Origin of the sequence: Pseudarthrobacter sp. NPDC092202 (assembly GCF_044755505.1) — a bacterium.
In the GTDB taxonomy this organism is placed as follows: Bacteria; Actinomycetota; Actinomycetes; order Actinomycetales; family Micrococcaceae; genus Arthrobacter.
Genome location: NZ_JBIVRG010000006.1, coordinates 76,576 through 100,368 on the forward strand (window position 1 = coordinate 76,576; position 23,793 = coordinate 100,368).

A 23,793-nucleotide genomic window follows, 5' to 3' on the forward strand; every position below is an offset into this window, starting at 1 on the left:
ATGAGCGACATGGGGAGAACTGCCCTGGTGATCGGTGCAACCCGTGGGATCGGGGCGGCCACGGCTCGAGCCCTGCTCTCCGCCGGCTACCGGACGGCGGGTACGCATCGTACCGGGGGGACCGTGCCCGAGGGGGTGCTCCCCCTCGAGATGGATGTGCGTGACGGTAATTCGATCGCAGCTGGCGTCAAGGCTGCTGCCGCCGACCTGGGTGGTCTGGATGTGCTCGTCGTCGCAGCAGGGATCACCCGCGACAAGCTGCTCATGCGGATGAGCGAGGAGGACCTGAGCGAGGTCATGCAGGTCAATGCGATCGGGCCGATGCTGGCCTGCAAGGCGGCCCTGGGGCCGATGCTGCGGCAGCGCGGCGGATCGATCGTGCTGGTTTCATCCATGTCCGTGAAGTACGGCGTTGTCGGCCAGTGCAATTACACTGCATCCAAGGGGGCATTGGAAGCGTTTGCACGATCGATGGCCAGGGAGTACGCAGCCCGGAACATCCGGGTGAACGTTGTTGCTCCAGGCGCAACTGATACGGACATGATGGCTGATGTTGCTGAGGAGGCACGGATGGCAATGCTGGAAGGAATCCCGCTGGGTCGGTTCGGGACGGCAGATGAAGTCGCTTCGGCGATCGTTCACACCGCGGAGAATACCTACATGTCGGGGGCCACTGTGCAGGTCTCAGGCGGTATTTGATCATGCAGGTCCAGCTGGATGTAGGTTCCTGGGGCCTTTTCTGCGGAAGCGACGGCAAGCAGCTGGTTCTGGTGGACGATAAGCCCTGTGGTCCGGTCTCCGCTCGGAAGCCCACGCGTGCAATTCCCAGGCGTCTTCTACTTGATGAGAACCGCATCGCCCAAGTGATGCGCAGTGGCAATGTAATTACCGAGACAGTCCCCCATGCGGACGAGCAGTGGGCAGTTGAGGTACGGCCCGTCTTCTCTCCACGTACCTCCACGGCGATCGGTGTCCTCGCCGGCGTGGCCAAAGCGGCTGATCCGCTTCCGGAACCACCGCTGGTCGGTGGCTGGGAATGGGAGATCGAGCGTGACGCCGACGGTCAACCAACACTGCGCCGGCGCACGTACTGGGACCGGAACCTGTTTCGTATCTATGACGTCGACACAAGCGTCGCCCAGCAGCGCAGTGGCTATTGGGAAGCCGGGGAATGGGCGAGCGAGCTCATCGACCAGTCCGACCGGATGCGCGTGAACAGCCTCATCCGCGACGGCATCCAGGACGGGCTGATGGGCGTAACGGGCAAGGTCCGATGCCTGACCTACAACATCGTCACAGGTTACGGCACGGCTTCACAGGACCGTCGGCACATGCGCCTGGTCGGCGTGATTCCGCCGATCGAGCCCGATCACGACAAGATCTATCTGCAGGGCTTCAGTTACGAGGCCCCGGAGACTTTTCACGATATGGCCTTCGAGCAAGACGCCAATGCGGGGCGCGTGGACGACGTGCTTCGCGGAGTCATGGCCCTGGCCAAGGAACCGATGGCCGTCGTCGACTCTGCAACGCTGGATGTTCTTATGACGTCGCCATCGTGGCGTCGGGAAGACTTCGGGTATGTCGGCGGCCTTGGTGAATTTGCCATTGACGCTTCAGGTGAGTTGCACAGGTTCATCGCGGCTGCGGCGAGGGATACCGCTCGTTCTCAATCGATGGGTCTGGCGCTTCGCCGGGTCGACGGTTCCGTGCAGAATGTGCGCATCACCGCCACCGGAGTCAGGTCTGGGGCTGAAGGGCGGGATGCAGTCATCAGGCTCGACTTTTAGTCGAGTCCACCTGCCCCGCCGTTTCGCAACGGGTTTCGTGCACTGAACACCGCCACGGTACCGATGACGTCGACCTTCACTTGGTCGAAGCTTCGCCGCAGTGCAGCCTCAAGTCCTGCGGCGTCGTCTTCGCGGTTGTGAAAGATGCCCAGGCGGTTGTACAGGGCCATGAAGCCGCGGCCGATGAGGTTGTGGCTCACGCCACTGCCCAGGATGGTACTGCCGAACAGCACACCGTCAGCAGCGAGCCGCTCCCCTAGGTGTTTGAAAGCTACGCCCTTGTCCGCCCAGGAGCCGGGAACGCAGTGGAAGACGTAGTTCGCCGCGATGGAATCGAATTGGCCGAGAGCCTCGGGGATCGGTTCGAGGACGTTCGCGGTCACACCTCTGGTGCTTACGTGGGTGTGGGCGAGTCTGGACGCTGCGTGCTCCACGCTGTTTTCGTTGAGGTCCATGAGTGTGATCTCAGCAGATTCGGGGAGGTCGGCATTGGCGAGGTACCAACCAGTGCCGGGACCGACATCGAGATGGCGGGTGCCGATGCAACGGTTGTACTGGTCTAGCATGAGCTGGCTGGGGCATCGCCAGGCCAGCGAATTGGAGAACTTCACGACGAGCAGGTCGTAGAAGCCCAGCACCGGCTTGCTGTAGATACCTGCGCCGCGGCGCACTTCCTGGTCGTTCATGTGATCGGAGCCTATCGGTCGAGGTCGGCGAAGTGAGGGTGAGCAGGGTGGTTTCACGAAGGAGCAAGGACGGCTGTGCTGGGGTCCGTGTCCACTGGGTAGCTCTGAGATTGCATCCTAGTGGAAGTAGTTCCACTGGTGAAGTCGAGCCGGTGCGGCGTCAGCCGAAGACCAGCTCGCCGTAGCAAGCGGTCTGAAGGATGATGTCAAGGTCTTGGACGCAGCCGAATCCGAGCTGTTCGGACTCGATGGCGGCAGAGCAGCAGAGGTGGTACCCCTTCTGCTTGGCCTTTCGAAAGGCTTCCTTGATTTGGGCGGCCGACAGCTCGTAGTCCTTGGTCTTGGACTCGTCATCAGACTCTGGATCGTCAAGTGTGATGCTCACGTGCAAGCCGTCTTCTGTCAGCTTGCTCCCGTGGTACCAGGGAAGCGCGCCACCGAAGTAGAACTCTTCGACGTCCTGCAGGACTGAAGCTGCTGATTGGGTGAAGATACCGGTGTTGGTCATGTTTCCATTCCTTCGCGATTCCGTGCGATCAGGGCAAAATGACTTCGCGGGAGGCGAGGTCGGAGAGAACGGCCGGATCCGGGACCCGTGCATCGACGCTGTCCTCCTCACAGAGGGCATCGATCAAAGGGTGGCCTTCCAGCGCGCTGCGGGCTTCTGTGGGAGATGCGAAGACGACAGCTGTGCGGGGATGGAACTCCCGGTCGATGAGCACGTAGCCTAGTTCGCCGGGCTCGCGGCGCTGCATGCGCAGCAGGTCGAGATGCAACCGTGCCTGCGCTTCGACGGCGGCGACGTCGATACCAAGATCTGCTGAGAGTCGGTCGTCCACAGTCCTGGGCTTGTCGGACTCCGGGGTCTGCCTCGCGCGTTCAGTGTTGTCGTTGATCATGCTCATCCCCTCTCGTAGGTCTTGTGGAAGCCGACGACTTTGCTGGTGATTTTCCATGCAGCGACGATCCAGGATGATGCGGTCACGGTTCTACCTCTGGTCCGCGATCTAGTCGAGGGGGGTTCCTGTCCTCCACGGTCATCTGATCGATCGCAGCCAACCGTCTGGCGATGGTTTGTTCGAAGCCATAGCCGGTAGGACGGTAATACTGTGTGCCGCGGACGGCATCGGGTAGGTATTGCTGCAAGACAACTCCGTGTTCGAAGTCGTGAGGGTAGAAGTAGCCTTCTCCGTGCCCGAGGCCCTTCGCGCCCGGGTAGTGCGCGTCGCGCAGGTGCACCGGCACGCTCCCGGTCCGGCCGCGCCGGACGTCTTCCAGCGCTTGGTCGATGCCGCGGATGACGGCCGGCGACTTGGGGGCCGTGGCGATTGCGACAGTTGCCTGAGCGAGGTTGAGCCGCGCCTCGGGCATACCGATCAGCTGGACTGCCTGGGCGGCGGCCACTGCGATGCCCAGCACCGAGGGGTCGGCCATGCCGACGTCCTCGGAGGCGTGCACCACCAAGCGCCGTGCGATGAACCTCGGGTCCTCCCCCGCCTCGATCATCCGGGCCAGCCAGTGCAGGGCCGCATCCGGGTCGCTGCCTCTCATGCTCTTGATGAATGCGCTGACGACGTCGTAGTGCTGGTCGCCATCGCGGTCGTAACGCTGCAGCGCAGCGCCGGTGACCTGCTCCAGCACCTCGCGGTCGACGACGCTCTTGCCTGCGGCCTGCGCAGTTGCGACAGCGGTCTCCAGCCGGTTCAGCGCCTGGCGGACGTCGCCGCTGGACAGCCCTGCAATGATCTGCAGCGCGGGGTCGGCGAACCCGATCCCGGTGGCTGAGAGGACCGGGTCCTCCTCTAGGGCACGCGAGAGCAGGTTCACGACCTCGCCGTCCTCCACAGGGCGTAGGACCAGCAGGATTGAGCGCGAGACCAGTGCCGAGTTGACCGAGAAGCTCGGGTTCTCGGTGGTCGCGCCGATGAGCGAGATGACCCCGGCCTCCACGGCGGGCAGGAGGACGTCCTGCTGCGCCTTGGAGAAGCGGTGGATCTCGTCAATGAACACGAGCGTCTGGAGGTCGTCGTCGAGGGCCTTCTGGGCTCCGGCGAGCGTTTTGCGGACATCGGCTACGCCGGCGCTGGTCGCAGAGAGCTCGACGAAGCGGCGGCTGGTTTGGCGGGCGATCACCGAGGCGATGGTGGTCTTGCCGACGCCGGGCGGACCCCAGAGCAGGACCGAGGTCGCACCCTCGCCCTGGGCGAGCAGCTCGAGCGGCGAGCCGGGAAAGACCAGGTGCTCCTGGCCCACGATCTGGTCGAGGGAGGTGGGCCGCATGCGGGCGGCCAGGGGTTGGATGGCACTCATGGTCTACTCCTTGTTTGGTTCGAGGCGGGCGATCTCGGCCTCGACCCGGGCTTCTTCGCTCTGTGCCGCGGCGGTGCGCGCCCTGGCCTCGGCGAGCCGGGCACGCGCCTCGCGCAGCGCCTGCGCGTCCGACGTCCTCGACGGCGTGGATCGCTTCGAGCACCGGGGCGGCTGCGTACGAGGGCACCCGGACGCCGATCTGCAAGTAGAAGTCGTCAGCGTCAGATGCGTGACCGACGCTGGTCGGCCGGCCGAACGCTGTCGTGCACTCCTCGTTCTTGCGCGTGTGGATCCGGCCGGCGAAGATCTGGGCGGCGGTCACGCTGCAGTCCGCGACGGCGGCGTGGATGGCCCGGAGCACCGGCTCGACGAGCTGGGTGTCGGTGCGCTGCTGTGGATTGACGGTCGGCAGGAGTCCGGGGTCGAGGTGGCTGTCTTCGATGCGGGGGTGCATGGTTGCTCCTTTTGCGGCGGGGGTGGCCATCAGCTCTCGATGAGCGTGAACGGGCCGGAGTTGTGGACGAACAAGGCGATGATCGGCACGTACCGGGCGTCGCGGTGTACGCCGCCGGCGTCGGTCCAGCCGCCTTGGGCGTCGAGCGTCCAGCGGTCGCCCGTTGCGTCGAAGTACTCTCCCGGCTCGGCCGGGAGCCGATGCTGTTTCACCATCCGGCGGAGCTTGCGGTCAATGGCGGCGCGTTTCCTGGCCGGCATGGGCGCGCCTGTAGTCCGTTCAGGGGGATAGGCGTCCCCGGGCAGCAGGTTCTGCTGCCTGAAGCGGCGCGGGAACAGTGGCATGGCGGTCCTTTCAATTGACGGTGCTGCGCTCAGGCGGAGACGGCGTCCTCCCGCTCCTTGTGCCGGGCGAGCACCCGGTAGACGGTGCGGTCGGTGACCTCGGCCATGTCGGCGATGGTCCGGGGGTCGATCCCCCTGCCGGCCATCGCGACGATGAGGGTGTCGCGTTCCTGCTTTTGCGCCTGGGCGGCGCTACGGTGTGCCACCGGTGAAGTCTTGATAAGGCGGTCGCGTTCGGCGGTGCTGAGTCCGCCCCAGATGCCGAAGCGCTCGTCGGCGCTCAACGCGTAATCCAGGCACTGTGCGCGCGCCCCGCACTGGGCACAGACCTTCTTGGCGTCGGTGGTGTTGCCGCCCTTCTCCGGGAAGAACGCGTCGGGGTCTGTTTCTGCGCACAGGGCATCCCTGCGCCATTTCTCGTCGGGGTCCTCGCCGCTCATGACGGTGCGGCCGGGAGGCGTGTGTTCTGCTGTGCGTGCACCGTGGCTCCTCCTCGAAGTTGTCGTGCGTGTGTCGGTACTTCGTTCTTGGGGTGTGCGGGCACAGAGCCCCGGAGGATCCCATTCCTCCGGGGCTCTGTGCGCGAGGCTTCCGTCCTGTACTCCGGGGCGGCTGCGCCGCGCGCTGCTCCCGCTGTTCCTTTTAGTCACTGAAAAGGTGCGCGAAGTGTTCGTCGCTGAGGTCAATCTCGACACGCTGGCCCCCACGAGAGACCGTGAAGACGCAGCCTTCGTCAGCACTGGGCTGCCATGGTCCGCGATGGAAGACCTCCCGCCAGACCTTGCTGGCGGCCTCAGCGGGCGATGCAGCATCCTGGTCGATCGTCCATCCGACGAGGTACTCCTCGCTGCCGGTGCCCTCAAACGGGTCGAGCTGATCCTGGGGGAAGACCTGGTCGAGCGCACGCTCGAAGTCTTCCCGGGTGGTGTCGCCGCCGGACACAGCTCCGCGGACGAGGTCGGCAAGGCTGTCGATGTGCAGGCTCATGGGGTTGCTCCCTGGGTTTTGGTTCGGGTGGGGTCTGCTGCGACCAGCGCGGCGATGAGCTCGAGGTCGTCTCCGCTGTCGGGGTCGATGAGGGTCCCGGCGGATCCGATGTCGGCCAGCGGCTGCTCGTGCGTCTTGCCTGCCGTGTCCCGGTAGACGAGCGTCACGCCGGACAGGTCCACGGCCGTGGTGCTTACCGGGGAGGACCCGGAGGCCTCGAACGCCGGCCGGATCGCCTCGATGAGCGCGATGAGGTGCTGTACCTCTGCTTTCCGTTCGAGCAGCGCCTTGCGCTGGAGTGCGCGCTGCTCGAACCGGGCCAGGTGCGCGTCGCAGCAGGTGTCGGTCTTGTCGGGCTCGTCCTTGGGATAGGACAGCAGGTAGTGGTCCGTCTCGACGGATTTGTCGACGAGCGTGTCGAGCAGGATGTCGGCCTGCCGGGCGGTGATGCTGAGGCCGAGGCGCTGCCGTGCCGCTGCCATCAGGACGCCGCCTTCCGGTCCTCCGGGACGATGCCCTTGGTGCACAGCCGGACGAGGGCGGTGAGCATGTCCTGGCGGTGCCCGCCCCAGTGGACGGTGCGGCCGGAGGCCAGCTTGACGACGATCACGGGTGCCTGGGCGTATCCGAGGTCTTCGGTGATGTGGCGGTGGTTTTCATCGCCCTGCTCGATGTCGATTTTGGTGTACTGCATCGCGGGCTGCTGCCGATCGAACAGGCTCTTGGCCTTGTCGCAGTTGGGGCACTCCGCCGGCCCGTAGATGGTGATTTTCGGCGCGGTGTGGGCGGTCCGGGGCAGGTCGCCGATCGTGGTGGGGGTCATGGGACTTGGTTTCCTTCTCTCCCCTGCTGGGGTCGTTGTGGTGTGGAGGCCCTGGCTCTCAGACGTCGGGCTCCAGGTCGAACAGTCCGGGCTGGGCCACACGCTCGCGCAGCTGCCGGGCGGGTTCCTCGCCGAGGCGCTCGACGGCCTTGTCCAGGTCGCGGTAGGCCTCGGACTCGCCGAGTCCACCCATGGCCTCGATCTGGAAGTACAGCTCGGCGAGCTCCCGCTCGCTCAGGCGGTGGCCGAGCACTTCGGGGGCAGCGAGGTCGGTGTACGAGGCGCTGTAGCCCAGCTCCCAGTCGGACTCGGTCTGCTGCTCGGCTGTAAAGGCTACGAGGATGCCGTGGTCGGGCACGAGCGCGCCGACGAGCAGGTCCGCCAGCTGGTCCGGTGTCGGGCTCCACGGCTGCGCCTGGTGGAGGACTGCGCGGACCTTGGTCCGCAGCACCGAGTCGGCGTACAGCCCGGGCTTCCCGCACGGGCAGGTGCCCGCGAGGGGGCCGCGATGGATGGGCACCCAGAGCCCGTGGTCGTGCTCGAGGTGCTGGTCGGCGTCGTGCCGGGCGATGGCTGCTGGTGTCGACATGACCGTGCTGTGCTGCCAGCTGCACCCGATGCACGCCATGCCGTCTGCGCGCTGCTGGCCGTAGACGTAGACCTCGTGCTTGCCGGGGTGCTTGGCGCGCTTGCCGTCCGGCGTCGCGTCGACCCACCAGTCGGGCAGGGGCGCGTTCACGGCTCCACGTCCTTGGCTGTGCTGTGCATCTCGGCGAGATGGGCGATGGTGCGCCGGCGGAGCCCGTCGTAAAGCGCCCAGAAGGCGTCGTCGCGCGCGGCGAGCTCGTGTATCCAGCTGTTGATCTGTCCGTCTGGGAGCGCTGCGATCTCCGCCGCCTGCTCCGGATCGAGGCCGTGGGCCTCCGGGGCCTCCCGCAGCTCGGTGCGCAGTGACTCTGCGTCGAGCGCGATTCCGGTTGCGGGCCCTCGGTTGTTGTCGGTCATGGGTGGTCTCCTCGGTGTCGCTGCTGGTCGCGGATCGCCTGTCGCTCCCGCTCGCGGCGGGTGCCCTTGCGGGGCTTGGGGGTGTGCCGCTGCGTCGCACTGGACTTGCGGAGTTCCCGCATCCAGTGCGCCTGTTCGGGATTCGCCGATGGCCGGAAGCCCTCGGTGGAGTAGTGCTGCCTGCGCTTTCGGCTCATGGGTTCTTCTCCTTCGCCATGCGGGCGATGTGACGGGCGCAGCCAGCCGCCCACGTGCGGGCATCGGCGGTCTGCGCGTCGGCCACCGCCTTCGCGGCGCGGTCGGCGTCGATGGGCAGCCGATGCCTGATGAGCAGCGCCAGGGTGACGTCGAGCATCACGGTGCGCTCGTGGTCGCTCAGCTCCGTCTGCTCGGAGTGCTCGTGCACCCCACGGCGTTCGTGCAGGGCACGGTCCGCCCGCGAATCGAGCAGGGTCTGCTCGATCTCAGGGACGAGCTCTTCTGCGGTGGTCATGGTGGTCTGGGGCGTCATGCGGTTCTTTCCGCCGGGCCGCTTGGCCCGGGATCGAGGAGCCCCGTCGCGCCGCCGTCCCACAGGGACCCGGCCGCGGCGAGGCTGCGGTCGTGTGGTCTGGGTCAGTCCTTCGAGTCGTCGCGGAACTGGAGGTACTCCCGCAGGGTCGGCGCGTCCGCGCCGGGAAGCGAGATCCGGTCGAGGGCTCCGTACAGGTCCTCGTCTCCGATCAGCTCGCCCTCGTGGGCGACGACGGCTTGCGCCAGGCGGACCAGCAGGACCTTCATCTCCTCGGCGCGCTCCTCGTCGGCGGTCCGCAGGCGCTTGATGTCGATGAGGCGCTTCTCGCAGAGGCTCTTGAGGTAGAGCGCGCCCTTGCGCCACTCGAGGAACTCGATCAGCTGTGTGCTGTGATCCAGCGGGGACAGCCGCCAGATCTCGGCGTCGTCCTGGCGGAATGAGAGCTGCTGGTCGATGCTTGAGGCGGTTGTCTTCAGCCAGTGCTCGGTCTGGTTGAGGCCGGCCGGCGTGGTGGTGACCTCGGCCCAGACTGCGTCATCGCGCAGGCAGCTGCGCATCACGGCGTCGAGCGGGTCCTGCAGGCGTGGAGGTGCGGGGCGGGCGGTGGTCGTCATGGTCATGGCGGATGTCCTTGTCGGTCGTTTCGTTGATGGTCTGCGGAGCGTCGGCCCCGACAGCGCGCCCGTGGCGCTGGTTGTGGAATTAGGGCTCAGTCCCTGGTGCCGAAGCGCAGGTCGGGCCAGATGGGCTCGACCGAGACGCCCAGCAGCTGGATACGGGGGTCGCGGTCCTTGGCGCGTTTCCAGGCGCGGCGAACGGCCGCGGCCTTGTTCCGGGCCTTCTTTTGGTCGTCGAACGGCCCAATCAGGCGCGAGTAGGTCTGGGGGCTGGCGGACTTCAGGCTCTCGGCCTGCATCATCACCACGACGCCGTAGCCGTTGGCCTCCTCGGCCACCAGGTCCTCCCAGGAATCGTAGGTGCGTTCGGTCTGCGTGCTGTACGCCTTCATGGCGAGACCTCCTGGTCGTCGTGACGGATGTCGATGGGCCGCTCCCAGAGCGGCATCCCGTCCTCGCCGGTCTCGGCCGAGAACTCGAGGCGGACCTCCTGGACCTCCGGCTGGTCTATGTGTGCGCCGAAGTCCGACCAGCCCGCAGGCGGGAGCCGGTAGATGGGCTGCTCAGCCATGGGACTCGCTCCTTCTCGTTGTGGTGTCGTGGCAATGAGGGGGACCGGGCCGGGACCCGACCCCCGACATCACTGCCCCGGCACCCGGGTCGGCCCTGCCGACCCCGACGCTGTGCCCTCCGGTGACCAGCACCCGCAGGGTGCTGGTCACCGGTCGGTCATGAACCAGCTGCGATGCGTTCCGTCCCGGTCATCCTGGTCTCAGCCATGGGGCTGTTCTCCTGCGTTTCCGGGTTGGGTCTGCCGACGTTCGGCGGCCCAGGGGAGGCGGGAGTCCTGGTCAGCGGAGCACCAGAGCCCGCCAAGCGAGGCGCTGCGGTGGGTGTGGGGCAGGTGGTCCTCCCGGTCTCCGCACAGCCCGACGGGCAGACCGGCCGGGTCTCCAGTCAGCTCGGCGAAGCGCAGGCGGTACTCGAGCTCGGCAGCATCCGGCCTCCAGGCCTGGATCTCGATCCCGAAGGGCTGACCTGGAACCTCCCAGTCCCCCGTCGGCTCGCCCAGCAACGCCGCGCGCTCGTCGAGCAGGATCCGCGAGTCGGCGTGCTTCACCTCGGCGGGCATGGCGGGGTCGATGCTGAACTTCTGGGCGATGGCGACCATGACACCGTCCTCGACGGCCCGGTACTCCGGCATGTGAAGCTTCAGCGGGCGGACCATGTCGCCCACGTATGCCTCTGTCGCGTCGTGCAGCAACGCCCAGAGCGCATGCTCCGGGGCGACGAGTCGCGAGAGGAGTACGCAGTGCTCGGCGACGGACATGAACCGGCGGACGTGGCCGTTGTAGCGGCACTGCATGGACAGCGCGTGTGCGATGTCCACGTCCTCGGGCCGGGGTCCAGCGGGTAGAACCGGCGACCCGTGTAGGTCTGCATCCAGTTGCCGCGCGGGACTACGGTCGTGGCGGGCCGGGCTCCGGCTGTGGCCATCCCTGCTCCGTGATGGCGAGTGACGCTCCTTGTCCCCCGGGCGGGGTCGAAGCTGGCCGGCAGCTCGCGGTCGAAGAGCTCCTCGAGCAGCGCGACGTCGGGGTCGACGGGTTCGTGCTCTGCGCTCTGGAGCCAGAGCACGCCGTAGCGTTCCCCGGTCTCGCGCAGCACGACGTCGTGCAGGCCGTCGTCGGTGTTGTCGATCGTGTAGTCCGTGTTCGGCCCGAGGGCCGGTGCGCGCAGCGGCTTCGTTCCGGGCCGCACCTGCATGGCTTCCCTGGCCTCGGCGGTGAAGCGCACGCGCGCTCCGTCGGGCCAGGCCTGGTGCTTCGGGTCATTCATGGATCAGTCCTCCTCGGGCCGGGTGGCACTGGGGTCGGGGTGGTGCGCCGCGGAGCGCCGGCGTGTGGCTGGCGCTCCGCGGCGTCGGAATGGGTTGCTCAGACCCGTTCGGAGACCCACAGGTCGTTGAGGTCGTCCTGGATCTCCTCCTCGAGGGCGACGAGGATCGCCTCCTCGCCGGACACAGCCGAGATGAGGTCGTCCTGGACCTGCTGCTTCTCTGCCAGGACTCCGGGCATCCGCTCGTCCTGAGTGCCCTTGGTGATAATCCGGTGGATCACCACGGGCTTGGTCTGCCCCGTGCGGTAGAGACGGCCGTTGGTCTGCAGGTAGTGCTCGAGCGAGAACGGCAGCGTGTACCAGATCATCGTCGAGCCGCCGTCCTGCAGGTTCAGGCCATGGCCGGCCGCCGCGGGGTGCAGCAGCATCACCTGGATCTGCTTGGCGTTCCACCGGCGGACCATCTCCCGCGAGCCGTCAAAGACCTGCGCGTCGATGCCCGCCTTCTTGAAGCGCGCCATCAGCTGCTCCAGGTCAGAGCGGAAGTGGTACGCGACCAGCACGGGGTCTCCCCCGCTGTTGCGCACCAGGTACTCGGCCATTTCGAGCTTCTTGTCGTGGATAACCTCGTACTGGCCCTTGGTCGCCGGGTCCTCCGGGTCGGCCGTGTAGAGCGTCCCCGAGGCGAACTGCATCAGTTTGCTGGTGAGGACCGCCTGGTTCTCGGCGACGATCGACTCAACGCTCTGGGTGAGCTTGCCGTCCTCGTCCTGGTAGGTCTTCACGACGTCGAGCACGAGGTCGCGCCTGAACTCCTTGTAGGCCTGCATGAGGTCCGGCGGGAGGGTGACGTTGGCGTCCTGGATCGTCAGGCCCGGCAGGTTGAGGTTGGTGTTCTGCGCGCTCATCACCAGGTGCCTGATGGCCTCATGGATCTCGGCCTCGGCGTTCGGGGTCGGGATCCACTTCGCCGGGGTGGTGGTGCCAGGCACCATCTTCGGGATGAACCACCGGTTGCGGAACTCCGTGATGGTCCGGCCCAGGGCCTCGCCTTGGTCGAGCAGGTAGATCTGGCTCCACAGGTCGTGCAGCCCGTTCGGGCTCGGCGTGCCGGTCAGCTCGATGAGCCGCGTGATGGCCGGGCGGACCGCCTTCAAGGCCTTGAACCGGGCGCTGCTGTGGGACTTGAAGCCCTGCGACTCGTCGATGATCACCGTCTGAAACGGCCAGATGAGGGTGTCCTGTCCGTTGATGGACTGGATCGGCATCTGGTCGACCAGGCCGTAGCGGCACTGCGCGCAGCCGTCGCCGCCGCAGCTGCGACAGTCGTGGCTCTCACGCTCCAGCGCGCCGCGGGTGACGAGCTCGCTGATCGCCTCCTTGACCGCGGTCTTGGTGGGGGCTTTGTTTCCGGACTGCCCGGCAGCCAGCTGCAGGAAGTGTCCGATCAGCTGCTCCTGGGCCATTGGTCCGATCGTCTCGATGAGCCCGCGCAGCCGCACGGCCTCCGGTGAGATCCCGGCGGCGATGGCATCGCCGGTGGGGTCGCCGGTCAGCTGGAGCAGACGCGCACCCTGGGAGGGCTGGGTCAGCAACTCCTGGTTGACGAAGTACATCGTCGGCGGGTCGGAGAAGACTTCCCGGAAGCGTTCCAGTCGCTTCTCCTTGGGCAGCTTCCGGTCGTTCTCGTTGACGATGAGCGACTTGGTTCGGATCGGGAATCCCCATTTGTCGATCTCGTCTAGCCAGGTCGAGCGAGCGATCGCGATCGGTGCGACGACGAGGATGTGGCCCATCGGCCGGACTGTCTGCAGGACGCTGAGGGTCGAAAGCGTCTTCCCGGCTCCGACACCAAGCCAGGCTCCGGCGAAGGGGCGGCTGACGAGGAAGTCGTGGATCTGTTGCTGGTAGGGCTTGAGCACGATGGGCGCGGGTGACGGCTGCGGTGGTGCGATGGTCGTGGTCATGGTGTGCGGCCTCCTCTCGTGGGTTGTCGGTAGTCGGGATCAGGCATGGAATGCCTCGCGGATAAGGCCCAGGCGGACCTCGGCGTCATCGGCCCGGCGTGTCTGGGCGGCGAGCTCTGCCTCCAGCCCGACGATCCTGCGCTGCAGGGCGGTGACACGCGTGTCCTCACCCAGCGCGGTGCGTACGCGCTCAAGCACCGCTTCGGCAGAGGCATCCCCGACGGCCGAATCGGGTATGGGCGTCGCAAACGGCAAATCTTCCTTGGCCTCGGCGGTCATGTCGTCCTCTGCTTCCTGCCCGGGCTCGGGCGCGATCATCAGGTGTCCCCGGCGGCGGGTGGGCCGGGCCGTCGCGGGCTCCGGCTGGTCTTGTTCCGGTGTATCGGGCTGCGCGGGCGCGTCGACGGGCACGGCCTGGAAGGCCGGCTCCCCGGCCCCGTCGAACGAGACCTCGATGAGCTGGTCCGCAGGCAGGCCCTCGGGCTGGGCGTCGAACCAGCGGGAGAAGGCGGCTGGGTGCTCCACGAAGGCCACCGCGACGGTCATCTGCAGTTTCCCGCGTGGCCTGCGGTCTGCGGCGGATACTGCATGATCGGCCCGGTGCCCGCCGAGCAGCCGTTTCATGTCGGCACGGGCGTTCTGCGCCGTGCGGTTGGGTGAGGTCATGTTGCGCGGCACTGAGACGGATCCGCCGGCATTGTTGCGCAGGATGGCGTGGCCCCGGGACGAGACACGCCCAACGCAGCCGGCCCGCATCGCTTCGAGCACGAGCTCCGTGGCCTCGCGATCGAAGGTGCCCAGGTCGGCCCGGGTGAGCTGGCGGAAGGCCGAGGTGGCCTGGCCGTTGCCCTTGGTGACGCGGCCGCTCATCGGGCGGCCTCCGGGGTTCCGGCGTCACCGCGGGCGATCATCGTCCGGGTGCTTTCCGCGGCCAGGAGGTTGAACACCACGGCAGCCGCGTGGTCCTCATCGTCTTCGCCGCACATCCACTGCATGAAGTGGCGGAAGGCGCTGGCGCGGAACTCCTCCATCTCTGCGGCAGTGCTGGCCTGCTCCCAGTCGTGCGAGTCGTACTTGCGCGCTCCACGCTCCACGAGCGCGGCCGTCCTGGTGAGCAGCTGGTCCTGGTAGGGCACCTGAAGCGGTACGAGCAGGTCGAAGCGGGGCTGGCCTGTCTTCACCTCGCGCTGCATGCCGGAGGCGGTGACCCTGCGTGATCCCGAGTCTTTCGTTTCGTAGTCGCGGGCGGCTGTCTCCGGGCCCGCGGCCGTGGCTGTTGCGGTCATGATGCTGCTTTCTGCTGGCTCTCGATCCGGCGGTAACCGAGCACGTGGGTGATGAAGGCGTCGACGGCCTGCTCGTCATCCACGACGTGGATCTCGGCACCGAAACGGCGCATCTTGGCGTGCATGACGCGCTGGCGCTTCTCGAGGTCTCCGCCGGGTCGCTTGACCTCGACGAAGACCGTGCCGGTGGGCGTGAGGACGATTCGGTCGGGGACGCCCCCGCGGGCCGGGGACACGAACTTCAGGCAGAACAGACCGTGCCGGCGGCACTGCGTGAGCAGGTACTGCTCGACCGCCTTCTCCCGCTGGTTCTTCTTCCTCGGCATGGGGGCTCAGTCCTCGTCGGTCCCGGCAGCGTCGGAGGCGTCGCCGTCAAGGAAGTGCCCGAAGCCGACGATGTCCTCGTCGTCGATGTAGGCAGCGATGGCGTCCGGGTCGTAGACGAAGCTCGGGTCGTCAGGGTCGACTACGACCCAGCGCTTGGCTGCATTGCGGTAGTTGGAGAAGCCGTCGATGTCGGCGACGGTCACCAGGCCCTGGTGGGCGAGCTCCTTGAGCCGGGTACGGATGCCGGAGTCCGAGGAGCGCGGCACCTCGCCGAGGCTGGTGACGACGCGGTCGTGGCAAGCGGCGATGAGCTCGTCGTGGGTGAGCGGGCCCTTCTCGCGGACGATGTCGAGCACGATGGGACGGACGCGGGATGCGCCGAGCGCGGCCTTCACGGCGGCGGCGTAGGAGGTCTCCGGGTCAGTGGAGCGGACAGGGAGTGTTGACTGGGACATGATGGCCTCTCGTGGTCGTGTCGTGTCGAGTCTGAATTGCCTTTCGTACTCAATTATGACTCGAAGTGAATGATCTGTGCGGAACCATTCGCAATGGTGCACAGGGTTGAACAAGGGGGCCGCGGCGTGCGCGGCCCCCTTGTGCGGGCTGTGGTGGATCGGCTCAGGCGGCCTCGTTCATCCAGTTCTTGGTGAACGTCTCCTCGAGCATCCGGACGTAGGTGTCCAGGTCCAGCGAGGCGATGAGCCGCTCGATCCGGTCGGCCGGCAGCTGGTGCAGGTCGTCGTTGACGACGACCATCGACCAGGTTGGGTCGATGGCGTTAATGCGCCGCACCACGACGTCCTGGTCGTCCGGGAGCACGGCGAGCCCGTCCGACATGCTGGCCTCGGCGCGGGAGCGGGCCCAGCCGTGATGGCGCAGCACCTCCAGCGCGACCGGGTCGCGCTTGGTCCGGCCGATGTCCTCCTCGCGGCGCTTGGCCTGGCTGGCCGCGGTGACCTTCCAGGCACCGGCGTTGAGCAGGCTCCGGGCGTTCTTAGTGCCCTCGCGGACGATGAACACCCGGTTGACCATCTGCAGCACCTGCGGGTCGCGGACGTTGGTCACGTGACCCTGCTCGCTGTACTTCACACCCACGGCGGGGTCGATGGGTGCAGCCGAGAAGGGGTAGGTGATCGAGCCGCGGGAGGCCGCGATGACGTTCTGGAACAACAGGAGCGACCGGATCGGGTCGTCCTCCAGGACCGCCTCCTCGATCACCTTCCGGCCCAGCATCAGGTCGAAGGGCTCCGCGATCGCCGACTCTCCCCTGCTCGCCACCGTCTGCAGGTAGCGGGCCAGGGCGAAGTCGATCACGGCCGGGTGGGCCAGCGACTTCGTCGGAGTCGGGCCCGCGTGGCAGGCCAGCGTGCCGCCACCGGCGGCGATGATCGGACTGTCTGCCACGGACCGCCCCGGCTCCGGGGCCTCCAGCTCCAGGCGGTTGTTCGAGTCCTTGCTGATGAGGAACATCAGCTCAGGTTCGATGTCGACGCCGATGGCCTCCTGCTGCTCGGCGAGCACCCGGTTGTTGGTCGCTTCGTCGAATCCGTTCTCGCCGCCGACGACCGAGTAGAGGCCGTCGGTGTTGGTGGAGATGATCCGCGCCCCGGCCAGGGTCTGGGCCTGTCCGATCCGCCAGCTGAACAGCTGGCCAAGGATGCGCATCGAGATGATGCGGTTGTTCATCCGGATCGGCGTCCGGTGACTTGCGTCGCCTGCGCCCGAGGCCGAGTTGAGGATCAGCTTCGTGCCGTTGCGCAGCACGCCGAGCCCGGCGATCTGAGCCTTCAGCCGCGCAGCTTCAGGGCTGTCGCCCGGAAGCTGCGCCAGCTGCTTCTTCAGCCCCTTAATCTCCTGGCCGTAGCGCTCCTTGTCGAAGAAGATCTTCGCGTAGCGGTCCTCACCCAGCTCGGGGTTCCAGAACGCCCGCATGTTGCGCAGCAGGTTCGGGTAGTAGCTGGTGAAGTCCTCGTGGATCACCAGGCCAGCCGAGGTGCGTGCGAACTTCGGGTGCAGCTTGTCGGAGCCGTCTTCCTTGGCGATGAACAGCTCCGGCTTCTTCTTGGCCGGCTCATCGCGGTAGGCGGCATTGGTGGCCGTGCTGTTGGCGAGTACCACCTTGCCTTCCAGGACACCGCCGTCGGGCAGGACGACGTTCAGTGCCTCCGCCTCGGGCCGCTGGGTGGTCAACAAGTCCGCCGGGTCAGGCACCTGGGCCTGGGCGCGGGCGAGCTGCCCGGCCTGGTCAGGGTCGTCCTTCTTCGGCTTGCGGTACTTGACCTTCTCCGGGTCCGAACCCAGCAGGACCAGCCGCTTGTCGACGAAGGTGCCGTCGGGCAGGCGGAGCATGGCGTGCTGACGCTTGGCCTCGGCCACGAAGTCCTTTGCGTCCGGGAAGGTCTGCGCTGCCCGGATGAGCATCATGGTCTGATCGTTGTGCTCGACCTTCTCGGCGTTGAAGACCGACAGGTCGGCTTCGGCCCCGTGGATGCCGCCGGTGGAGAACGTAGCGAAGCAGGACGACGGCGAGGCGTCCGCCCGGAAATACGGCACGTTGTTCGGGGTCTTGGGCACATCGCGCAGAGACCTGGCCGGAAGGCTGAACTTGTCGCGGTACTCCTCGGAGTCGTTGAAGTTCTGCCCCTCGATCGAGCGGTAATACGCCACGACCTGCAGGAACTGCCGGTGGGCCTCGCGCTGGGCTGCAGTCACTTCGGAGTGGGTGGCCGGGTCGGGCGCGACGTTCTCCTCGAAGAAGCGCACGCACTCGTCGAGCACGTTGACCGGCTCGATCCCGCGTTCTTTAGCGACCTCGGGGTGCGGATATACGAAAGACACCGCCTCGATGTCATCCAGTGAGGCGTAGGGTGCGAGGATGCGGCCCACGAACTTTGCCGATGAGGAGTCGACTGCCAGCCGGTCCTTGCGCACCGCACCGTTCTTGGTGAACACCGTTTCGGTGAACTGGGCGAGCAGAGCGGCCTTGAGATCGAAGTTGCTCGCGTACGCCGGGTGCCGGAACAGCTGGGCCAGACCAAGGCAGTCCGAGACGTTGTAGGCCAGCAGCTCATAGAGGTCCTCTACCGCCTCGATGCTCGTGTCATGGCTGAGCTTCTCGGATTCCTTGATCTGGCGACCGAGCATCCCGAGCAGGCGCTTGAGGCTGACCTTGGACTGCAGTTCGTTCAGCCGGGCCACGTCCAGGTGCCGGCCCGAGTGAAGCATGGCGCGGCGGATCTTCGCAGCCGCCCCGTCCCAGCCGAGGTAGCCAGGCATGTACTCGATGTGCTGGGACGAGAAGAGCTGGTCGTTGTGGTCGCGCAGAGTACGGGCCGTGGTCGGCTGAAACGGCCGACCGCTGCCCGGGGCCGGAAACGCCTCGTTGAGGTAGAGCGCGACCATGGTCGTGTCATAGTTCATTGAGTTGTAGCCAGCAAGGAACGGATGCAGTGCCGGGTCGTACTCGGGGTCTGTGTCGCAGACCGGACGCAGCGCCGCGGGGTACCCGCCTGGGTCGGAGTGGTTGCACACCTGGTCGGCGTTCGAGAGGCCCATCAGTTCGGCGAGCCGGAGGCTGCCCCGTTCGCCGCCGAGGTTCCAAAGCTGGACGCTGACCGCGGGCAGCCCCGGGTTGGAGCGGATCACGGTGTCGTAGAGGGCCTGGGGGTCGACGGAGGCGACCAGCGCCGGGTCGTCGGCCAGGAAGAAGATCTCCAGGTCGTGGACGGCGCGGCCCGGCCGCGGGGTGTAGGCGCACAGCGTGAAGACGTTCGACAGCGATTCGATGTCGTAGAACGTGAAGAGCGCGGTCTCAGCTGTGACGGGGGTGCGCTGGGTGGTCATGGGTCTGGCCTTTCGGTCGTCACCGGCCGTCACGGCCGGGGTATGCAGTTATCTGGTCGGGGTGCCGGGCGCTGCCGCGTATGGCCTTAGGCGGCGCTTCTTCCTTGTGACGGGCGCGGGGACCGGCCGGGCACCGCGGGCCCATCGACCGCCCACCAGGGAGTAGCCGAAGTGCTCACGCTGTCCGATGCAGTCGGCGCATTCCTTTCCGGGTGAGACTCCCTCTCCTGCACATCCGTCTTTCCAGTCCGGTTCGTTCGGGTGCGGCTGCGTCATGTCCTGTTTTCCGTTCTTGTCTTCAGTCGATCGGGTTGTGTGGAGAGCGGCGGCGCGGGGCGTCCATCCGGCTGGAGGCCTCAGCCACGAGCCGCCGCTTCTCCTCCGGGTCGGCACTGATCTGCGAGCGGACGATCAGGTTGGTGATCCGCTGTTCGCGGGCGACGTCGGCCAGCGCGGTGCTCGCCCTGCCCTGTTGCTTGGCGAGGTCGGTCACCGCCCGGGCGAGCTCGGTGATGGCCCTGGCGATTGTGGGCATGGTCGGATCAGTCCTCTCCTGTGGTGTCCTCGTCGTCGGAGTCCACCTGGGCGGCGGGACCGGTATGCCGGAGCAGGCCGCGGTAGTTGGCCTGAAGGACCGGCTGCGACTTCTTTTTCGGGTCCGAGCCGCTGTAGTGCGGGTTCATCCACTTCTTCAGCTCGTACTCGGCGATGGTCGTCTCGGGGGTGGCCATCATCTGGCCGGGGCGGATCTTCTTGTTCTTGTCCGGGCAGTGCCACAGCGGGTCAGGCCGCACGATCGCAACCAGGTCCGTGATGAACTGCTTGTTGCTCACCGGCGACCCCGAGGGCGAGACGTCTGCGAACCAGGCCTTGTAGAGGTCATAGGTGAAGGTGAAAGGCACCAGGTCCCACACCAGCCGCTCGCGGAACTCTTCCCAGAAGGCGCGCACGGGGTCGTTGGCCTCCTTGTACTCGGCCAGGACGTCCTTGGTCGCCACCGGCTCGGAGAGCTGGTAGTAGTTGCCCGGGTCGGCTGCGCCGGCGCGGTTGAGCACGTACCAGAGGGCGTACTCCAGGACCTCGCGGCGCTGGAGGTAGTCGTCCTTGATGTACTTGCGCTCCATGCCGGTGAAGCTCTTGTTGAACGGTACGAACAGCTGCCGGCGGTAGAAGCTTTCGGACTTGTCCTTCACGCGTGGGAACTCGTTGAGACACTGGACCATGAAGCCGAAGAACTGGTAGGCGATCGGCATCCGGTACTTCCGGTTGATCTGGATGACGTCGTTGGTGACGATCGCCTTCAGGTTGGCCGCTTTGTCGATGAAGGTGCCCACGTCGTTCTCGTCGACGATGATCGCGTTGGCGCGCACGAGCGGCTCGAGCGCGAAGTCCTTGCCGAAGTCGCTCAGCGGGATCGAGGTGTGCGAGCGTGGCCCGCACAGGTTGCGCATGAGCGAGCACAGCGTGCCCTTGCCGTTGTTGCCCTGTTCTGAATAGAACCAGGCAGTCTTGCCCCAGCTGACGTGCGGCCGGATGATCGCGCCGATGACCTCCCAGAGCAGCTCGGGGATACCCTCCTCGTCGGAGAGCTCGCGGATCCAGGACTCGATGTCCCAGACCGAGCCGTCGACAGGGTGGACGATCACCGGGTTGTCCGGGTCTTCGACGTAGTCGATGTGGCACTTGGCCAGGAACACCAGTGCCGGGTCGAAGGGTACGAGCGACTTGGGTTCGAAGTGGAAGGCCTTGCCGCCCTCATGGATGTCCCGGGCCTCGCGGCCGTAGTGGAACACGCCGTTGTTCACGGCGATGAGGTCTCTGTGGCTGCACTGGTGCCGGCGCGGGCTGTCCTCGCGGAGTACTGCCAGGACCTCGGCGAACTCCTTGAGTGTCAGCTGCGTGTTGTAACGGCGTGCCGTGGTGCGGATATCGTCCTCGCTGGTGGTGTACGTGCCGCGGCCCGGGCCGGTGGCCTGGTACATCGCCAGCAGGTCGTACTCGCGGTCAGTGTCCTTGGCGCTGGGGGCGATGCGGATCACGTGGTGCAGGCTCAACAGGATTTGCGCCACTTGCCAGTAGGTCAGGTGCCGGGCCAGGGGCAGCTTCTCGGCAGCCACCTTGGTCTTGCTGTTCTCGGCCTTGGAGACGCCGTTCACGATCGCGAGCAGCTGCTTCTCGAGCAGACGCGGTGCCGGCGGGTCCGACGGGTCGATCAGCTGGAGGTAGACCTCGGTCGCGCGCGTGACTATTTCGTTTTGCGGGGCGATGTCGCCGCCGTCGGCGAAGTACGTCATGACCTCGGTGAAGGCGTCGGCGACAGGGTTGGTCGAGGGGGTGTCGAAGTCCTCGTCGAAGACGGGCGTTGGGTCGTCAGGAGTCGTCATGCTGCTGTCTTTCTCGATCGCGTCGAGTACCTGCCGGCAGTGAGTGGGAAGCCGATTGGTCTCGTAATCGAATAGGAACGTGCTCACGACTCTATGCCATCCGAATGGTCTTTCGCAACGAGTCGAATGATAGTCGACTCATGGTCCGACAGAGGTCCCGGGTGGTACCCGGGTGGGGCTCGGAGGGGTCGCGCGCGAGACCCGGAGGCCACGGCGACACGACGAGAGCGTGCGGTCTGGAATGAGAAACAGCGGCTCCGGGGGCGTATGCCCCACGGAGCCGCTGGCTTCTCGTGCTCGAGCACTCCCCCGCGGGCGGCGTGAGCCGCCCGACCCTCTGGTCGGGGTTAGGGGAGTTCTTCCGACCGGCCGGCCGGGAACCTCCAGAGCTGGGATCCGGCTGCAGCAGCGAGCCGGTATACCCCCAATGGGTATCGGAAGGTGTACCACCTGACGTGGTACACCTGTTTCCCCTGGTCAGTCGGGGATTTCAGGACTTCTCCAAACGGGGTGTACCACATGGAGATTTGCACGTGGTACAGGCGTTTGCCCTGGTCAGACGGGCTTTATATACCCCCTGTACCACTTGTACCACTAAATAAAGACTAGATATACGCGCATGGGGATAAGAGCTCATACTGGCTGGATGACCGATCGGAGGCGTCCTTCGCGCACATATGTAAACGCTCGGAATCTGGTGGTACTCGTGGTACACCTGCCGAAAACGCTGATCTACCAAGGCAAAACCGCGTACCACGTCCGCTCGGGCACGTGGTACAGACTCCCTCCGCCGCGGTCGCCTGACCCGCCGTTTGAGCAGGCCAGCACGGGGATCGGGAGGTGTACCACGACACGTGGTACACCTCGGCGCTGCGTCCTCCCGTGCAGCGGAGCATCAGGCCCTGACGGCCCTGACGGGAGCGATCGCGATGGGTCCGGCGTCCTGGTCGACCGGGCTTCCGAGTTATTCCCAGTGATTCCGAGACAGACCTTCGAATGGTCGCCGGAATGGGATGCCGACTGCATTGCACATGATGAATCGACACTGATAGAGTGGGCATTGGTGTTAGGGCCAGGAACCGTCACCAGGCGTTGTTGTCACAGGAACGTGAAAACAGAAAGGCCGGAGAAGCATCCCCGTGGGAAGGGAGCTCTCCGGCCTTTCTGCGCGTTCACGCTGGTGCGAGGCCCAGGGTGCGCCGGCCGCCTAGAAGGCGGCCGCGCTGCGGCCTCGCCGGTATCCCGCATTGGGGGACTCGGGTATGTGGGCACGGACCCGGTGGCCGTCCTCGACGGCGTACAGGATCTCGTAGGTGATGGAGACGTTGCCGTTGCAGGGCATCACACCCTGCCTCCGGCGCATCTCGAGCTTGCGGAAGCCAGCGACGGACTCGGCGCGTTCGAAGAAGCGGGCGAGCATCTCGCGGGCGCGTTCGTGCGCCTGCTCCGCCGTGCGGCCGCTGGTGCTCATGGTGAAGAAGTGCATGGACCCTCGATCGAAGGTCGGCCTCTCACCGGTGTCGAAGTCGCTGGCGAACCGCGCGCGGCGGACTTCGCTGCCGGTGGGGCGCACGAGCCGGCCTTGCGCGTCATACGCGCACTTGTTGACGACTGCCATGGTGGATCCACCTCCTCTCAGGTCTGGCTGACGAAAATCCTTCAGCCAATCCCCCGGTGACCGGATCACCCCGGTCACCCGAGAGCAGGCCCTCCGGAGCGACCGTCGGCCCACGGCCGAAAGGTCGCCCGGAGGGCACCAGCGTCAGTCCTGCACATTGAGCCCGGCCGCTATGCGGCCTGTGGCTCGTTTTCCCTGCCTTCTTCCCCGCCGGCTTCCCTGTCGTCCTGTGCAGGCCCGGGCGCGGGTGCCGCCATGCGGTACACCGCCAGGGCGCACGCGAGGAACGCCGCGGTCATCAGCAGCGCTGAGACGGGGTTCGCCAGTGCGCCCAGCAGCTGGGCGGGGACAAGGACGGCCGCGAGGTTGAAGGCCAGGTGGAGCAGCACGCACGGCCACAGGACGCGGGTGTGTTCGTAGACCAGCGCCAGCAGCACCGCCAGGGGCAGCGTGGCAGCAAACTGGACGACGTTGGCGTGCAGCAGGCTGAAGCCCGCGGCGGCGACGAGCACGGCCGCGACGATGCCGACCCTGCGCCGCAGCAGCGGGTAGAGCAGGCCGCGGAAAAGCATCTCCTCGGCCACCGGCGCTGCCACCAGTGCGAGCAGGAGGGCCACGACGGGACCGGCGTCTGTCCTGGCTCGGGTCGATTCATCGAATCCCGCCGAGCCGCCCAGGGTATAGAGCCACAGGGCCAGGGACTGGCCGGCGAAGAACGCCAGAGCCAGGCACCCAAGCACCGTTCGGGTAAAGCGCGGTGTTCCGGACATCGGTCGGACCGTTGGCGCGTTGGCGAACCACCGGGGCCGGAAGAGCCTGGCAGCGCCGACGAGCAGCGCCACCAGGCCTCCGAGCACCGCCGTGCCCAGGACGGGCTCGGCGACCACGGAAACTACGGCAAGGCCAAGTCCCAGGTAGGCGGCGAGCACGCCGAGGGGCACGAGGACACACCACGCGATGGAGACGAGCCGGGACTTGATCGGTGGAGCGGGCATCCCCGCC

Annotated in this window: 29 protein-coding genes; 2 read left to right on the forward strand and 27 right to left on the reverse strand. The window is 66.5% G+C overall.

All coding sequences use genetic code 11. From position 1 onward, the window contains the following. Both ACIQF4_RS11395 and ACIQF4_RS11400 read left to right on the forward strand, forming a co-directional pair. A complete protein-coding gene (locus ACIQF4_RS11395) occupies positions 1–699 on the forward strand; it encodes an SDR family NAD(P)-dependent oxidoreductase (protein WP_400514715.1) in 699 nt (232 codons plus the stop codon). A 2-nt stretch (positions 700–701) separates the two neighbouring features. After that, on the forward strand, positions 702–1,787 hold the full coding sequence (locus ACIQF4_RS11400; RefSeq protein WP_400514717.1) for a hypothetical protein: 1,086 nt from the start codon (positions 702–704) through the stop codon (positions 1,785–1,787). Here ACIQF4_RS11400 and ACIQF4_RS11405 read toward each other — a convergent pair. The 27 genes from ACIQF4_RS11405 to ACIQF4_RS11535 form a co-directional block, all read right to left on the reverse strand. Continuing rightward, positions 1,784–2,473, reverse strand: a complete 690-nt coding sequence (locus tag ACIQF4_RS11405) for a bifunctional 2-polyprenyl-6-hydroxyphenol methylase/3-demethylubiquinol 3-O-methyltransferase UbiG (RefSeq protein ID WP_056387501.1) — start codon at positions 2,471–2,473, stop codon at positions 1,784–1,786. The two genes, ACIQF4_RS11400 and ACIQF4_RS11405, sit on opposite strands and share 4 nt — an antisense overlap. Before the next feature lie 160 nt (positions 2,474–2,633). Beyond that, on the reverse strand, positions 2,634–2,981 hold the full coding sequence (locus tag ACIQF4_RS11410) for a hypothetical protein (protein ID WP_133830752.1): 348 nt from the start codon (positions 2,979–2,981) through the stop codon (positions 2,634–2,636). Positions 2,982–3,009: 28 nt separating this feature from the next. Beyond that, positions 3,010–3,372 carry a hypothetical protein gene (locus ACIQF4_RS11415; protein WP_056387508.1) on the reverse strand — a complete coding sequence of 121 codons (363 nt, stop codon included), beginning with the start codon at positions 3,370–3,372 and terminating at the stop codon, positions 3,010–3,012. An 82-nt stretch (positions 3,373–3,454) separates the two neighbouring features. Beyond that, a complete protein-coding gene (locus ACIQF4_RS11420; RefSeq protein ID WP_400514720.1) occupies positions 3,455–4,783 on the reverse strand; it encodes a replication-associated recombination protein A in 1,329 nt (442 codons plus the stop codon). 483 nt (positions 4,784–5,266) lie between these two features. Beyond that, positions 5,267–5,581 (reverse strand): hypothetical protein, encoded by a 315-nt coding sequence (locus ACIQF4_RS11425; RefSeq protein WP_400514723.1) that lies wholly within the window; start codon positions 5,579–5,581, stop codon positions 5,267–5,269. A gap of 29 nt (positions 5,582–5,610) precedes the next feature. Beyond that, positions 5,611–6,021: a WhiB family transcriptional regulator gene (locus tag ACIQF4_RS11430; protein ID WP_400514725.1), complete on the reverse strand. Its 411-nt coding sequence runs from the start codon at positions 6,019–6,021 to the stop codon at positions 5,611–5,613. Between the two features lie 202 nt (positions 6,022–6,223). Beyond that, the gene (locus tag ACIQF4_RS11435; protein ID WP_256248792.1) at positions 6,224–6,568 is read right to left on the reverse strand and encodes a hypothetical protein; all 345 of its coding nucleotides are present in this window, start codon (positions 6,566–6,568) and stop codon (positions 6,224–6,226) included. Beyond that, complete coding sequence (locus ACIQF4_RS11440; RefSeq protein WP_256248791.1) at positions 6,565–7,050, reverse strand: hypothetical protein; 486 nt, start codon at positions 7,048–7,050, stop codon at positions 6,565–6,567. Before ACIQF4_RS11440 ends, ACIQF4_RS11435 begins: the two co-directional genes overlap by 4 nt. Then, positions 7,050–7,391 carry a glutaredoxin family protein gene (locus ACIQF4_RS11445; protein ID WP_056387525.1) on the reverse strand — a complete coding sequence of 114 codons (342 nt, stop codon included), beginning with the start codon at positions 7,389–7,391 and terminating at the stop codon, positions 7,050–7,052. The genes ACIQF4_RS11440 and ACIQF4_RS11445 overlap by 1 nt, the downstream gene beginning before the upstream one ends. Positions 7,392–7,449: 58 nt before the next feature. Further along, positions 7,450–8,130: a hypothetical protein gene (locus ACIQF4_RS11450; RefSeq protein WP_400514730.1), complete on the reverse strand. Its 681-nt coding sequence runs from the start codon at positions 8,128–8,130 to the stop codon at positions 7,450–7,452. After that, the gene (locus ACIQF4_RS11455; protein ID WP_256248789.1) at positions 8,127–8,396 is read right to left on the reverse strand and encodes a hypothetical protein; all 270 of its coding nucleotides are present in this window, start codon (positions 8,394–8,396) and stop codon (positions 8,127–8,129) included. Before ACIQF4_RS11455 ends, ACIQF4_RS11450 begins: the two co-directional genes overlap by 4 nt. Next, the gene (locus ACIQF4_RS11460) at positions 8,393–8,593 is read right to left on the reverse strand and encodes a hypothetical protein (RefSeq protein ID WP_056387535.1); all 201 of its coding nucleotides are present in this window, start codon (positions 8,591–8,593) and stop codon (positions 8,393–8,395) included. Before ACIQF4_RS11460 ends, ACIQF4_RS11455 begins: the two co-directional genes overlap by 4 nt. Further along, a complete protein-coding gene (locus ACIQF4_RS11465; RefSeq protein ID WP_256248788.1) occupies positions 8,590–8,907 on the reverse strand; it encodes a hypothetical protein in 318 nt (105 codons plus the stop codon). Before ACIQF4_RS11465 ends, ACIQF4_RS11460 begins: the two co-directional genes overlap by 4 nt. A 104-nt stretch (positions 8,908–9,011) precedes the next feature. Then, positions 9,012–9,530, reverse strand: a complete 519-nt coding sequence (locus ACIQF4_RS11470) for a hypothetical protein (protein WP_400514733.1) — start codon at positions 9,528–9,530, stop codon at positions 9,012–9,014. 89 nt (positions 9,531–9,619) lie between these two features. After that, a complete protein-coding gene (locus ACIQF4_RS11475; protein WP_166185640.1) occupies positions 9,620–9,919 on the reverse strand; it encodes a hypothetical protein in 300 nt (99 codons plus the stop codon). Then, positions 9,916–10,098 (reverse strand): hypothetical protein, encoded by a 183-nt coding sequence (locus ACIQF4_RS11480; protein ID WP_256248786.1) that lies wholly within the window; start codon positions 10,096–10,098, stop codon positions 9,916–9,918. The genes ACIQF4_RS11475 and ACIQF4_RS11480 overlap by 4 nt, the downstream gene beginning before the upstream one ends. Before the next feature lie 201 nt (positions 10,099–10,299). Further along, the gene (locus ACIQF4_RS11485; protein WP_400514737.1) at positions 10,300–10,917 is read right to left on the reverse strand and encodes a hypothetical protein; all 618 of its coding nucleotides are present in this window, start codon (positions 10,915–10,917) and stop codon (positions 10,300–10,302) included. A gap of 547 nt (positions 10,918–11,464) precedes the next feature. Beyond that, entirely contained in the window at positions 11,465–13,333 is a 1,869-nt protein-coding gene (locus tag ACIQF4_RS11490; RefSeq protein WP_071416425.1) for a DEAD/DEAH box helicase, read from the reverse strand. 39 nt (positions 13,334–13,372) lie between these two features. Beyond that, a complete protein-coding gene (locus ACIQF4_RS11495) occupies positions 13,373–14,203 on the reverse strand; it encodes a hypothetical protein (RefSeq protein WP_400514739.1) in 831 nt (276 codons plus the stop codon). Further along, positions 14,200–14,619, reverse strand: coding sequence for a dATP/dGTP diphosphohydrolase domain-containing protein (locus ACIQF4_RS11500; protein WP_400514741.1), 420 nt, complete (start codon positions 14,617–14,619; stop codon positions 14,200–14,202). The genes ACIQF4_RS11495 and ACIQF4_RS11500 overlap by 4 nt, the downstream gene beginning before the upstream one ends. Further along, a complete protein-coding gene (locus ACIQF4_RS11505) occupies positions 14,616–14,945 on the reverse strand; it encodes a VRR-NUC domain-containing protein (protein WP_071416422.1) in 330 nt (109 codons plus the stop codon). The genes ACIQF4_RS11500 and ACIQF4_RS11505 overlap by 4 nt, the downstream gene beginning before the upstream one ends. 6 nt (positions 14,946–14,951) lie before the next feature. Next, entirely contained in the window at positions 14,952–15,401 is a 450-nt protein-coding gene (locus tag ACIQF4_RS11510) for a hypothetical protein (RefSeq protein WP_400514743.1), read from the reverse strand. 163 nt (positions 15,402–15,564) lie between these two features. Next, positions 15,565–18,789, reverse strand: coding sequence for a hypothetical protein (locus ACIQF4_RS11515; protein WP_400514745.1), 3,225 nt, complete (start codon positions 18,787–18,789; stop codon positions 15,565–15,567). A gap of 298 nt (positions 18,790–19,087) precedes the next feature. Beyond that, on the reverse strand, positions 19,088–19,324 hold the full coding sequence (locus ACIQF4_RS11520) for a hypothetical protein (protein ID WP_056387559.1): 237 nt from the start codon (positions 19,322–19,324) through the stop codon (positions 19,088–19,090). A gap of 7 nt (positions 19,325–19,331) precedes the next feature. Continuing rightward, positions 19,332–21,260 carry a phage/plasmid primase, P4 family gene (locus tag ACIQF4_RS11525; protein WP_400579961.1) on the reverse strand — a complete coding sequence of 643 codons (1,929 nt, stop codon included), beginning with the start codon at positions 21,258–21,260 and terminating at the stop codon, positions 19,332–19,334. Positions 21,261–22,380: 1,120 nt separating this feature from the next. Next, positions 22,381–22,791, reverse strand: a complete 411-nt coding sequence (locus ACIQF4_RS11530) for a hypothetical protein (protein WP_400514749.1) — start codon at positions 22,789–22,791, stop codon at positions 22,381–22,383. Positions 22,792–22,961: 170 nt separating this feature from the next. Next, entirely contained in the window at positions 22,962–23,786 is an 825-nt protein-coding gene (locus ACIQF4_RS11535; protein WP_400514751.1) for a lysostaphin resistance A-like protein, read from the reverse strand. Positions 23,787–23,793: the final 7 nt, after the last annotated feature.

Bases quoted from the DNA above. Each gene is read 5' to 3' on its own strand.
- ACIQF4_RS11530 (WP_400514749.1), bottom strand. From the start codon at position 22,791: ATGGCAGTCGTCAACAAGTGCGCGTATGACGCGCAAGGCCGGCTCGTG.
- ACIQF4_RS11425 (WP_400514723.1), bottom strand. From the start codon at position 5,581: ATGCCACTGTTCCCGCGCCGCTTCAGGCAGCAGAACCTGCTGCCCGGG.
- ACIQF4_RS11430 (WP_400514725.1), bottom strand. From the start codon at position 6,021: ATGAGCGGCGAGGACCCCGACGAGAAATGGCGCAGGGATGCCCTGTGC.
- ACIQF4_RS11455 (WP_256248789.1), bottom strand. From the start codon at position 8,396: ATGACCGACAACAACCGAGGGCCCGCAACCGGAATCGCGCTCGACGCA.
- ACIQF4_RS11490 (WP_071416425.1), bottom strand. From the start codon at position 13,333: ATGACCACGACCATCGCACCACCGCAGCCGTCACCCGCGCCCATCGTG.
- ACIQF4_RS11480 (WP_256248786.1), bottom strand. From the start codon at position 10,098: ATGGCTGAGCAGCCCATCTACCGGCTCCCGCCTGCGGGCTGGTCGGAC.
- ACIQF4_RS11445 (WP_056387525.1), bottom strand. From the start codon at position 7,391: ATGACCCCCACCACGATCGGCGACCTGCCCCGGACCGCCCACACCGCG.
- ACIQF4_RS11405 (WP_056387501.1), bottom strand. From the start codon at position 2,473: ATGAACGACCAGGAAGTGCGCCGCGGCGCAGGTATCTACAGCAAGCCG.
- ACIQF4_RS11435 (WP_256248792.1), bottom strand. From the start codon at position 6,568: ATGAGCCTGCACATCGACAGCCTTGCCGACCTCGTCCGCGGAGCTGTG.
- ACIQF4_RS11470 (WP_400514733.1), bottom strand. From the start codon at position 9,530: ATGACCATGACGACCACCGCCCGCCCCGCACCTCCACGCCTGCAGGAC.
- ACIQF4_RS11465 (WP_256248788.1), bottom strand. From the start codon at position 8,907: ATGACGCCCCAGACCACCATGACCACCGCAGAAGAGCTCGTCCCTGAG.
- ACIQF4_RS11395 (WP_400514715.1), top strand. From the start codon at position 1: ATGAGCGACATGGGGAGAACTGCCCTGGTGATCGGTGCAACCCGTGGG.
- ACIQF4_RS11440 (WP_256248791.1), bottom strand. From the start codon at position 7,050: ATGGCAGCGGCACGGCAGCGCCTCGGCCTCAGCATCACCGCCCGGCAG.
- ACIQF4_RS11420 (WP_400514720.1), bottom strand. From the start codon at position 4,783: ATGAGTGCCATCCAACCCCTGGCCGCCCGCATGCGGCCCACCTCCCTC.
- ACIQF4_RS11475 (WP_166185640.1), bottom strand. From the start codon at position 9,919: ATGAAGGCGTACAGCACGCAGACCGAACGCACCTACGATTCCTGGGAG.
- ACIQF4_RS11520 (WP_056387559.1), bottom strand. From the start codon at position 19,324: ATGCCCACAATCGCCAGGGCCATCACCGAGCTCGCCCGGGCGGTGACC.
- ACIQF4_RS11505 (WP_071416422.1), bottom strand. From the start codon at position 14,945: ATGCCGAGGAAGAAGAACCAGCGGGAGAAGGCGGTCGAGCAGTACCTG.
- ACIQF4_RS11515 (WP_400514745.1), bottom strand. From the start codon at position 18,789: ATGACCACCCAGCGCACCCCCGTCACAGCTGAGACCGCGCTCTTCACG.
- ACIQF4_RS11410 (WP_133830752.1), bottom strand. From the start codon at position 2,981: ATGACCAACACCGGTATCTTCACCCAATCAGCAGCTTCAGTCCTGCAG.
- ACIQF4_RS11415 (WP_056387508.1), bottom strand. From the start codon at position 3,372: ATGATCAACGACAACACTGAACGCGCGAGGCAGACCCCGGAGTCCGAC.
- ACIQF4_RS11535 (WP_400514751.1), bottom strand. From the start codon at position 23,786: ATGCCCGCTCCACCGATCAAGTCCCGGCTCGTCTCCATCGCGTGGTGT.
- ACIQF4_RS11460 (WP_056387535.1), bottom strand. From the start codon at position 8,593: ATGAGCCGAAAGCGCAGGCAGCACTACTCCACCGAGGGCTTCCGGCCA.
- ACIQF4_RS11400 (WP_400514717.1), top strand. From the start codon at position 702: ATGCAGGTCCAGCTGGATGTAGGTTCCTGGGGCCTTTTCTGCGGAAGC.
- ACIQF4_RS11510 (WP_400514743.1), bottom strand. From the start codon at position 15,401: ATGTCCCAGTCAACACTCCCTGTCCGCTCCACTGACCCGGAGACCTCC.
- ACIQF4_RS11500 (WP_400514741.1), bottom strand. From the start codon at position 14,619: ATGACCGCAACAGCCACGGCCGCGGGCCCGGAGACAGCCGCCCGCGAC.
- ACIQF4_RS11495 (WP_400514739.1), bottom strand. From the start codon at position 14,203: ATGAGCGGCCGCGTCACCAAGGGCAACGGCCAGGCCACCTCGGCCTTC.